This is a genomic window from Ginsengibacter sp., assembly GCF_057362405.1.
In genome coordinates, this window is sequence record NZ_JBMQQG010000038.1 from 85,896 (window position 1) to 97,381 (window position 11,486).

Annotated in this window: 10 protein-coding genes; 4 read left to right on the plus strand and 6 right to left on the minus strand. The window is 39.0% G+C overall.

The window, feature by feature from the left end:
• Positions 1-33: 33 nt before the first annotated feature.
• Positions 34-1,389, minus strand: a complete 1,356-nt coding sequence (locus ACO1O5_RS03065) for a Gfo/Idh/MocA family protein (RefSeq protein ID WP_486268365.1) — start codon at positions 1,387-1,389, stop codon at positions 34-36.
• Between the two features lie 332 nt (positions 1,390-1,721).
• On the opposite strand from ACO1O5_RS03065, the gene ACO1O5_RS03070 reads away from it, so the two are divergent.
• Positions 1,722-3,164 (plus strand): alpha-L-fucosidase, encoded by a 1,443-nt coding sequence (locus tag ACO1O5_RS03070; protein WP_486268366.1) that lies wholly within the window; start codon positions 1,722-1,724, stop codon positions 3,162-3,164.
• Positions 3,165-3,377: 213 nt separating this feature from the next.
• Here ACO1O5_RS03070 and ACO1O5_RS03075 read toward each other — a convergent pair whose 3' ends face one another.
• On the minus strand, positions 3,378-5,177 hold the full coding sequence (locus ACO1O5_RS03075) for a PAS domain-containing sensor histidine kinase (RefSeq protein WP_486268367.1): 1,800 nt from the start codon (positions 5,175-5,177) through the stop codon (positions 3,378-3,380).
• A gap of 412 nt (positions 5,178-5,589) precedes the next feature.
• Between ACO1O5_RS03075 and ACO1O5_RS03080 the strand changes: the two genes are divergently transcribed.
• From ACO1O5_RS03080 to ACO1O5_RS03090, 3 genes are all read left to right on the plus strand, one after another.
• Positions 5,590-5,772: a hypothetical protein gene (locus ACO1O5_RS03080; protein ID WP_486268368.1), complete on the plus strand. Its 183-nt coding sequence runs from the start codon at positions 5,590-5,592 to the stop codon at positions 5,770-5,772.
• Between the two features lie 87 nt (positions 5,773-5,859).
• Positions 5,860-6,411, plus strand: coding sequence for an adenylyl-sulfate kinase (cysC, locus tag ACO1O5_RS03085; RefSeq protein ID WP_486268369.1), 552 nt, complete (start codon positions 5,860-5,862; stop codon positions 6,409-6,411).
• Positions 6,412-6,640: 229 nt separating this feature from the next.
• The gene (locus ACO1O5_RS03090; protein ID WP_486268370.1) at positions 6,641-8,239 is read left to right on the plus strand and encodes an FG-GAP-like repeat-containing protein; all 1,599 of its coding nucleotides are present in this window, start codon (positions 6,641-6,643) and stop codon (positions 8,237-8,239) included.
• A 112-nt stretch (positions 8,240-8,351) separates the two neighbouring features.
• Here the strand turns inward: ACO1O5_RS03090 and ACO1O5_RS03095 are convergent, their stop codons facing one another.
• From ACO1O5_RS03095 to ACO1O5_RS03110, 4 genes are all read right to left on the minus strand, one after another.
• Positions 8,352-9,008 (minus strand): hypothetical protein, encoded by a 657-nt coding sequence (locus ACO1O5_RS03095; RefSeq protein WP_486268371.1) that lies wholly within the window; start codon positions 9,006-9,008, stop codon positions 8,352-8,354.
• A 26-nt stretch (positions 9,009-9,034) separates the two neighbouring features.
• Positions 9,035-9,676 (minus strand): outer membrane beta-barrel protein, encoded by a 642-nt coding sequence (locus ACO1O5_RS03100; RefSeq protein ID WP_486268372.1) that lies wholly within the window; start codon positions 9,674-9,676, stop codon positions 9,035-9,037.
• Between the two features lie 60 nt (positions 9,677-9,736).
• Positions 9,737-10,405, minus strand: a complete 669-nt coding sequence (locus tag ACO1O5_RS03105) for a hypothetical protein (RefSeq protein WP_486268373.1) — start codon at positions 10,403-10,405, stop codon at positions 9,737-9,739.
• Positions 10,406-10,706: 301 nt separating this feature from the next.
• Positions 10,707-11,486: hypothetical protein (locus ACO1O5_RS03110; protein WP_486268374.1), on the minus strand; the 780-nt coding region annotated here is incomplete at its 5' end.

Consider the following 11,486-nt stretch of genomic DNA (forward strand, 5'->3'; position numbering starts at 1 on the left):
CCTTCCCGGCTTTTTATGAGTTGTCTTTAAGTCTTAATATTTAAACGGTTTCCCGCCCACCATTACTTCCTGTGTGTCTTCATCAAAAGTTGCTCTTAAGCCGGTATGCGATGCAGCAGTAGTCATAATGTTGGCGATTGAATGACTATAGCCTGCTTCAACAGGAGCATGCGGTTGTTTACGGCTGCGGATACATTCCATCCAGTTGCGTACATGGTTACTCGTTAGTACATCACCTCCCGTGTTCGCGGAAGCAACGACTTTTTCACTTTGATCGAGACTCATTTCTGGCAATAAATTCGGTTGCATACCCATTTCATCTGCAAAACGCTTGGTTAGTCCGCCTTTTGGAGAAACTGTATTAGTTATGAGATTCAATTCGCCACCGTTGGAATAATAAATTTCCGCAGGGTGTTCATCACCGTTATCCATACGGGAAGCAAATGAAACCTGGAAACCGGTTGTAGGATCATCTGCAGGGCCGTAGTCAAAAACAGCCGTAATCGTATCCCAGTTTTTTCTTCCATCTTTCCACATATAAATACCACCGTTAGCAACTGCGCTGCGTGGATGTTTTAAACCGCTAAACCAATGCACCGTATCAATTTGGTGGCTCATCCACTGACCGGGAAGGCCGGATGAATAAGGCCAGAACAAACGATACTCTAAATATTTTCTTGGATCATATGTATCTGCAGGCCTGTTCAAAAGAAACCTTGTCCAGTCGGTATCTTCTTCTCTTAACTGTGCTACGAGAGCGGGTCTGCGCCAGCGCCCGGGCTGGTTTACATTCCACGTAAGTTCTACCATTTTTATAGGGCCAAATTTTCCTGATTGTATAAATTCTGCCGCTTGCATATAGTTGGTGCCACTTCTTCTTTGTGAACCTATCTGCACAATTCTGTCTGATGCCTTAATTGTTTTAAATGCAAGTTTGGCATCGTCCATTGTTTCTGCGAATGGTTTTTCACAATACACATCGCATCCCGCGTTCACCGCTTCTGTTGCGTGCAATGCATGTTGAAAATCGGCGGTGCTGACAAATACTGCATCTACCAGTTTTTTATTATACATCTCTTCATTGTTGCGGCAACCCACAATGTCGTGGTTCATTTTTGTTTTCCACATAGCGGTGCCTTCGTTTCTTCGCTTATTCCAGATGTCTGATACAGCCACTATATCAAAATTTAATTCTTTATAATGATTCATAAATGATGGCATGTGAGAGCTTCTGTGCCGGTCTGAAAAGCCGACCACACCTACTCTTACACGATCATTAGCGCCGATTATTTTTCGGTAGCTCGTGGCACTAAAGGCATTGGCGCCAACATAGGCACCGGCCGCAGTAAGGGCAGTTTTTTTAATAAAATCACGACGGGAATTTTGCATATTGCAATCGATTTAGAAGTAAGAAAATATTTGAATAGCCAGAAGGTTAAAGCTATTAATTTTTTTTGGTTTCAATGGGAAGTTTATTAGACTAAGTTGAATGCCGCTTTTCGAAAGGAGTAATTTTTTGCTCAAAGCCAGCAGAATAAGCCTGTTATGTAAAACGCTTTATATATGTTAACCTTGCTATAACTAAATCTTTTTATCTGTTGCCGTTAAAAGTCATAATGCATTTCAACCAATAAAATAATTTTTAAATAACGACTTATTTTAATTGTAAGCCTATAACTTTATTTAAAAATATATTGTACTCTTTAACTTCAAAATGCATGATGAAAAAAATTCTATTCGCTTTAGTATTGATGATAAGTATAAGAGCCAATGCACAACAACATAATTTTTCTGATAATTATGTGGTTCCCAAAGATCCGTTAGTACAGGAAAAACTTTCGCATTGGCAGGATATAAAATTTGGTTTACTGATGCATTGGGGAACTTATAGCGAATGGGGTATTGTAGAGAGCTGGAGCATTTGTCCCGAAGATGAAGGATGGACGCAGCGGCGTGGCCCTTACGCTGCCAACTATTTCGATTATGTAAAGGCATACGAAAATTTGCAAACTACTTTTAATCCAACAAAGTTTGATCCTGATAAATGGGCTGCTGCCGCGAAAGATGCCGGCATGAAGTATGTTGTGTTTACAACCAAACATCACGACGGCTTTTGTATGTTTGATACCAAGCAAACAGATTATAAAATCACTTCACCGAAAACGCCTTTCTCTACTAACCCAAAAGCGAATATTGCGAAGGAAGTATTTAATGCATTTAGGAAAGATGGTTTTATGATCGGTGCCTATTTTTCTAAACCCGATTGGCACTGCCCTTATTACTGGTGGCCTTATTTTCCCCCGAGGGACAGGAACGTAAATTATGATCCAAGAAAATATCCTGACCGCTGGAATGATTTTAAAAATTATACCTACAACCAGATACAGGAATTGATGACGGGTTACGGAAGCATGGATATTCTCTGGCTTGATGGGGGATGGGTGAGGCCCAGATCGACTGTTGATACGTCTGTTGAATGGCAACGTGGTATCAGGTACAACCAGGATATTGATATGGCAAGAATAGCAAAAATGGCAAGAAGCAACCAGCCGGGTTTATTGGTTGTTGACAGAACAGTAAGCGGGGAATATGAAAATTATGTAACACCCGAACAAACGATTCCTGCAACGCCGTTGCTTCATCCGTGGGAAAGTTGCATTACAATGGGCAACTCATGGAGCTATGTACCCAATGATCATTATAAGTCGACAAACCAGTTAGTGCACATGCTGCTTCGTATTATCTCAAGAGGCGGCAACTTTTTACTTAATATCGGCCCTTCTCCCGAAGGTGACTGGAGTGATACTGCGTATAGCCGCTTAAAAGAAATTGGCGTTTGGATGAAAGTACATGCCGATGGCGTATATAATACAATTCCGCTGGCTCCCTACGAAGATGGCAACGTTGTATACCTGCAATCGAAAGACAAAAAGAATATTTATGCTTATGTATTGAGTGATAAATCCAACGAAGTAATACTTCCGTCAACAATAACTCTGCAGAAGCTAACTTTAAATAAAAAGAGTAAAATTATTTTACTGGATGCGCCGAAAGAAAAAATAAAATGGCAATCAACAAATGATGGAATAACTATAGAGGTGCCTTCAAAATTAAAAAATAAAACAGCCGGAAATTATGCAGTAGCCTTTAAGATAACACTATAATTTTTGGCTAGGGCGTTTATTTAAAAAAAGGTAGCACAGGGAAATGGCATCATCGATTATGAGTTACAAGAGTCCTGAAGATCAAAATCTGGCGCTAGTTGATAACAATACCAGGTACTTCCCACAAGGGCCCGGAGTCCACAAAGTACCTTCTTCCTGTTCTTAGCGGCTTAGCGGGAAAACCTCTTAGGGAATAATAGACTTTAAATAATGCTAATTCGTTTTTACTACATACGGTATCTCGATATTTATTTTGCAACCGTTGCCTGGCGAACTTTCTATACAAATTTTACCATTAAAAGATTCAACGCGGTTGGTCATGTTGGTCAGGCCAATGCCTTCTTTTCTTTTTTTGGTGTCAAAGCCTTTGCCATCATCGGTTAACACAATCCGTATTGCATCTTCAATCATTTCTATGGAGATGTTTGCGTGCCTTGCTGCAGCGTGTTTCAATATGTTGTTTACCTGTTCCTGAACAATGCGGTAAATATTTATTTTTAAATCGTCATCATCAATGTCGTTAGTGATCTTATAGTCGAAAATTGTTTTTAACCTTGTATTTACATTAAGATTTTCTACCAATAATTGGATCAGTTCTTTTAGATTAATATTTTTTACCGGAGTTACGTTTTTGCTGCTCAATAATCTTATTTCATTTATAGTGTTGTCGATTAATTCGATTGGATATTTAATCAAATTATGTAATCTTGTATCTTGCTTTCCGGCCATGGTTAGGTATAATTTTGTAGAAGCCAGTATTTGGTTAATGTTATCGTGCAACTCACGTCCTATATAATTTCTCTCGGCTTCCTCAGCTTTCAATATTGCCCTGGTTACCGTTTTCTGATCCTGCACTTTCTGATTTAATATTTCAGCCTCCATCAATCTTAATGCTTCTTCGGCTTTTTTTCGTTCAGAGATATCAATACCCATTCCTAACAGGCATTCCTGCCCGTCGATGTAGCCGAGTTTACCATTAAAATAATAAGGTATTTTTTCTTTTTCTTTTGTAAAAAAATTTGCTTCTACTTCTGACATTCTCTTTTCAAAAAGTGCTTCTATTTTTTTCTTAAATACTTCTTTTTCATCAGCATCAAAAAAATCGAGTGGACGCATAGCCGCTACTTCTTCCGTGGTATATTTGGAGACTGTTTCAAAATTTTTATTCCAGCGCAAAAACTTTCCACTTTTATCATAAGAATAAAAAATTCCGGGCAGACTGTTGATAATGGAATCAGATAATTTTTTCTCATTAATTATTTGTTGTTCTGCTCTTTTACTTTCCGAAATATCACGACCAAAAGAAGCGAAATAATATTGCCCGTTTATTTCCATCTTGGTTAGTACTACCTCTACGTCTATAACAGTTCCGTTTCTCTTTTTATTTTTTGTTTCAAATCTAATAATACCCGAATCAATAGTCTTTTTCAAGTTTTGTTTAATCTCATCGGGTGCAATTGCCACATCAAAATCTGCCACATTCATCTTTAATAATTCTTCATATGTATAACCAAGCGCTGTGCAAAACGCAGGATTAACGTCAATAATATTTAATTCCGCGTCTGTTAGTAAAAAACTGTATTGCATCACATCAAGTATGAGTGCATTGCGTTTAGCCAGCTTAACAAAATTTGATTCCTTTTTTTTACGCTCCGTAATATCTATCAATAAAATAGAAACTCCGTCGGGCGATGGATAGATATGATTTTCAATCCACTTTCCAACTGAGCGGTCATATACTTCGAGGAAGACATAAGCATGGGTACTAACGGCTTTTTCATATGACTTAAAAAAAGGTTCGTCCAGGAGTTGGGGAAATTCTTTCCAGATTTTTTTGCCAAGAAGATGACGGGGTTTACGGTTAAGAACTTCACCTGCTTTGCTGTTTACATAAGTATAATAACCTTCTTTATCGAGCGATACAAGGCCATCAGAAATTCTTCCGATCATTGACCGGTATATTTCTTCTATATGCTGAAGCTTTTTTACGGCTTCAAGTTGCTTTGTTTTCATTTGTTTTACTATGGGGAGGTTGTCAACAAAGGAAGACAATTGCATTGCCAGAATCAAAGCAATATTAGTGTGTGTTTTTTAAAGTTACGACGATTTTTTATTGCCTGAATCCTTTTATTAAAGCAGGAAATTAATAGGAAGGACAAGACTATTGAATTAATATTTTTGGCACCAGCCAAAAACCGATCCTACACAATTGCATATAAAAATGAAGGCTGTATAAAAATACAGCCTTTAAAATCCGATATCCAGTAAAAAACAAAAATTGTAAAAAAAAAATGCGTTTATCAAAAATCGGCGGCGGATAGTTCCAGCCTACACCGAGGTCAACTTATTTTTGTGCCGCTTTTTTTTTCAATAGTGCAAACCTAATTATAAGAAGCTTTGGATTAATGAAATATTTATTAGACCTATGTGGATAACTATGATTTTTGAATGGAAAAATGATTTTGAAAGATTAATAATGGGACAAATAAATGTCTCCAGGATCATCCGCTCACGGGACCGGCTACCCGCAATATATTTTTCTGCCGGAATTTTTGCCGGTATTATTAAAGATGCTAACCAGTCTTGTGTCCTGATGCCAAACCTTTAGTATTATGTGCCTTGTTGCTTATCGTTAAAATTAAATTCATATTTGCAGTAATAAAAACATTGCGGTAATTCATTTTAACTCAAGTAAATGCTGTTAATTCAAATGACCGGACTAAGCGGTGCCGGAAAATCTTCTATTGCACGTATTACCAAAAGCAACCTCGTTAAACTGGGCTATAAAGTTGAATTGCTTGATGGTGACGACTACCGGCAGCATCTTTGCCATGACTTAGGTTTTTCCAGAGCAGATCGTATGGAGAATATCCGCCGGCTTGGGTTTGTGGGACTAACGCTGGCCAAACACGGAATTATTTCACTTCTGTGCGCTATCAATCCTTATGAAGAATCCCGCAGGACCTTACAACAATCAAGCCTTCTTACCAGGACGGTATATATTGAATGTCCGATCAATATAATTAAACAAAGAGATCCTAAAGGCCTTTACCGCCGGGCACTTTTACCTGAAGGGCACCCGGATCATATCAAGCACTTCACAGGTATCAGCGATCCATATGAAGTGCCTGTTGATCCTGATCTAAAAATTAAAACTCACGCGGAAACTCCTGAACAATCTGCAAAACATCTTACTGATTTTATTATAAAAACAATCAACGAAGAGGGTTTTAATATTGTTCAGTAATATTTTTGCCTAAAATACTTTATAACAAATGACTCGCGGGATTTTGGTAAACCGTTGGGACTGGTAATAGACCAAACCACAATGACTCTTGTTACAGAAGACGAAATCGCCTGGCCTTGCATTCGCCAGATGCAGTTTTTTGGGCAGATCAACCCGAAAAATAATTTTTGAACGAATAATTTAATTATCTTACGGCATATCTACTTTACCAATCAAACTCCCTAGTATTTTGAATACAAAGTTTTACCCAACAACCCATAATTATTATAAGGCATTGGCAAGGCTGGAAAAAAATATCCGGTCAGGAAAATTTGCCAGCTATACCCAACAAAAGAAAAAGCAAATATGGAACCGAATTTGCAGGTATGCAAAACAGTTAGGTATATCCGTAAAATCTTCCGTGGCTGCCGCCTGTATCGCTGCGGGGCTTAGTGTTGCAACTCCCGCATCAGCTCAACAAACTTTTGCTTTGCAAACCGGTGCGAACAATCCATTTAATGGCGTGAGTGTTAGTTATTATTCAGCACCCACATTTGTGGACATAGATGGCGATGGAGATAAGGATGCGTTCGTGGGCGAAGTCAATGGTACCGTTCACTATTTTAAAAATACCGGCACTGCATCCGCACCGATATTTGTTGAACAAACGGGCGGTGCAAACCCCCTTAATGCAGTCTCCGTGGGCTCTGGGTCTGCTCCTGTTTTTGTAGATATAGATGGCGATGGCGACAAGGATCTCTTTGTAGGCTCATTTTACGGCACGGTTAGCTATTACAAAAATACAGGTACTGTAACAGCACCGGTCTTCGTTGCACAAACCGGAGTTAATAATCCACTTAACGCTGTAAGCGTTACCATGTATTCGTTCCCCACTTTTGTAGATATTGACAATGATGGTGACCAGGATGCTTTTATAGGCCAGGATGATGGAACAATTCTATATTACAAAAACACCGGCACGTCTACTTCTCCTGTTTTTGTGTTACAGGCAGGCGCAAATAACCCTCTAAACGGGGTGTCTGTTGGCACCTATTCCACTCCAGTTTTTGTAGACATAGACGGTGATGGAGATAAAGATGCTTTTATTGGATCCGGTGATGGAACCCTTTACTACTATAAAAATACCGGAACAGCTGCTGCACCGGTTCTTGTTGCACAGACCGGGGTAAATAATCCGTTGAATGGAGTGGATATTGGAAGTCTTTCTGTACCCAGTTTTGTGGATATAGATGGCGATGGCGATCAGGATCTTTTTATCGGCGAAGAGTATGGAACTATTATATATTATAAGAATACTTCACCTCTCTTGCCCCTACGCCTGCTAAATTTTAGCGGGATCAAACAGATGGGCTTTAACCATTTGCAATGGCAAACAGCAAGTGAAGTAAATACAAAATCGTTTGAGCTGGAGCGAAGCAGCGACGGAGTAAAGTTTACTAAAATAGCTACCGTTAGTACTATTGCAGGTAATGGCAATAATAAATACGCTGTTAACGATAATGGCAATTATAATGGTAAATTATTTTACCGACTTAAGATGGTGGATATTGATGACAGGTTTACCTATAGTCAGATTATATGGATTAACAGTGATGCATCGGCTCGAATAACCCTTTACCCTAACCCGGCAATACGGGCACTCAATATCAACACGGGCGGCGATAAGCTTATAAAAACGACCGCTTCGCTGTATACAGCCGACGGAAGGCTTGTTCAAAATATTTTAATAACCGGCGCACAACAACAGGTAGATGTACATGCACTGCCAAAAGGAACTTATGTTATCAAATTTGCAGATGGTTCGGCGCAAAGCTTCCTTAAAGAATAGACATCATCAAGTTGTAGAAAAGATAACGGCCAATTGCTGAATTACAATTAATAATATTTTGCGTCTATGCCTTTTCGTTAGCTGTGCATTCAAAGGCAGGTAGAGAAATTGCTCAATCAATGCCAAAAGCAAATAGTAAAACACCAGGCCCCCTTGCAGAACTCGCTGAGTTATCGAGTGCTGAAAATGCATATTCACCGGGTGGCAGCATTTTGTCGGGAATTAATTCCCAATAACCCTCACGGATTTGTTTAACACTGAATGTAAACTTTTCACTCACTTTTACCTTTTTACTTGCAAAAGGTCCTCCATGAGTTTTTTGAATCAAAATAATTCTTTGGCCACCTCCTGATTCTGATTTGTATAATGTATACCTCGTTGCAGGATCCATCATGCCGCCCATTGCCTGCTGAATCAGGTTAGGGTCAACTCCATTGGCACGCATAACAGAATCCGAATGATCGGATCCTGTACTCTTTGAAGACCCGGCACCAGCGGAAACTATAAATGAAGGAATATTACCTGCCTTAATACGCACGGACGACGAGTTGCCATCCATTGTATATACTGTTTCCGATCCGCCAAAGCCGGCAAGTTTTGTTTTTGTTTCCATGGTGGATGTGCCCTTTTCGAGCCTTACCAATTTATAAGTGGTATCTTTTTTTTGCAGGTAGTAGGGCTCGTTAGTAAATTCCGGATCGGGATAAGTTTGCGAATAAATTATGGAAACTGTCAGTAAAGAGATGACTAAAAAAGATATCTTTTTCATAACTATTGATTATTCTGAGAAGGTGATTAATTTTTCTTTTTTGAATTGCTCTTTTTCCCAAAAATCCAGCCGGCGAAAATCTGCACAACATTATTTTTTGCGTCAGCGCTGGAAAAGGATGGCATCTCCCCGGTTTGAAGACCCTTATACATCTTATTGAGGCTCACATTGTACCTGGCTCCAACAAGCAAACCCAATACCGGGTGAAGTTCCACCCCGGCGCCAAAGCCATAGTCAAATTGGTTATAGTACCCCATAACAGATGGATAACTGCCCGTACTGCCGCCATTCTTGCTGGCACTATCAGCTTTGGCATTTAGCAAAAAAGCCATTTGCATTCCTAATTGCAATTGAACAAATTTTGTAATGTTGATGCCCAGCATTTGAGGTATGATGATATAGTCTAGGTTGACATTGCCGGTTGTTGTGCCATTATCAAAATTATATCCCTGCCTCGAGTAAATGAATTCGTGCCTCGACGTAATAATGCCTTTGGTTTGCGGGGCGAGAAATATCCCAAATAAGTACCCCGCCCGGCTACTGTTGTTTATAGAAGATGCATTGCTGACATTGGCAAAATTATAACCGGCCTTTAGCCCGATACCCAGGCCCTGGGCTGAACAAAATAAAGGGCTTAAAAACAATAAATAAATAATAAGTTTTCGCATAAAAAAAATTTTAATTTTTAGAATAGTCGTATCCGTTATATTGTTATAGAATAAGCCATATTAATCGCTGGTCTTCCAATCGATACCGAAAGCAAAAACGGTAAATTCTTTTAGGTCCATGTTTTTTACCCATACAAAACCGTATTCTCCCGCTTGCATTTGTTCAGGAAGTTGCACCTGGTAATTATCCTTTGAAATGGATTTCACGCTGATGTTTATTTGTTTGCCTTTTGCTTCCTCCTTATCATTCAGTACACCTTCTTTTGTATTGATAATTACAGCTCTTTTTTGATCGGCAGGTAAAAACTGGTAAAGCTTAATGTATGAGGTAAGATCGATTACATCGCCGCTGGTCTTTATAAAAAATTCAATGTTCTTTTTTGTCGTGAAACGAACTTTAGACGAAGAGCCGTCCATACTCAAAAATTGTTTGATGCCTTTGAGACCAAATGTTTTCTTTTTAGTATTCAATTGAGCCATCACGTTTTCCAGTTTAATCAAAGTATTATGATCACTGTCATAATAATATGGCTGGTTGATGAACTCCGGAACCGGCAAAAAGATCCCTGGTTTTATTGTTGGTTTTACAAAAGGCTTTGTTACATGTTTGCGAATGATCGTGTCGTATTTTGGCCCACGTTTAATTCTTGTCTGAGCATGTAATAAGAATGCGGGTAAACCGGACAAAATAACCGAAATTAAAAAACCGGAATTTAGAAACTTTCTCATCTTATTAGTTTTTCATAAATCATTTACGAAACATGATTATTTATTAATCTAATTGAGAAGGGTTAAACAATTAAGTATCTTATCCAAAAATATAAAACCCGTATGCGCCAGTCAATACCCCGAAACAGTGATTCTAACAGCATTTTCAAAAATCACCCGAAAGGGTGAAAGCAAGTTGTAAAAGCGTTATGCCAGTGCAGAACTTTTCAGAAATTTCCCATAGCTGGCATAACGTTAATTATCGGGTTTTAATAAAAGCGGTGGAATTTTTTCAAATTTTTTTACCTTATTGCAAACACTCTCATAGTTTATATATATAAAGTATTGCTTTCTCTTTATTACCCTGGATCACCAATTCATTCCGGCCTGTTTTTCCTGCAGCATGAATAATCACATCATCTCCATCAATATCAAAATTGATGTCCTGTGGGCTTGCAGGGAAAGGCTTGCTCGGCACCGTGATAGGAGAACTCCGCGGGCAGCTAACTCTTGCTGAAGGTGTGTTGCCTGTCGACGGGGAAAAGCTGATGTTTACATTTGGTAGAGGATGCGTGTCATCTGCCTGAGTAATTTGAGAAGAAGCGATCCCGGTAATTTCAACTAATCCTTTTAAGCTTTCTTTATTGGTCCATTGCCACCGGCAGCCATCGCAACTGGGTGGCCAATCACTCCAGGGCGGATAATTTTTGATATTGGATACAGTTACATCATGCTTCTGCATATTTAAAATGCAACTGGAAGAATCAACCAAAAAATAACATCCGTTTTCATCAATATGGATGAATGTAAAATGATATTGATCGCCTATAACAGTGATATGAGCACTGGTAGATACTTTGCTCATTGTAATGCCGTTGTTTAATGTAATGGGGCCGTCCATTTCTACGGTAATCTTAACCGGGTTGACCGGTGGTGGCGTTGTCGGCGCAACGTAATTTGCAAGTCTCCCGTGAGGCGTAAACCCAGCAAAGTTTATTTTACCATTAACAGCATCTCCATTTTCAATATCATTTACATACCACCTGAACCTTTCATTATCATAAAAAGCGTTAATTAGATCTACTCTGTTTCCGTTCATATC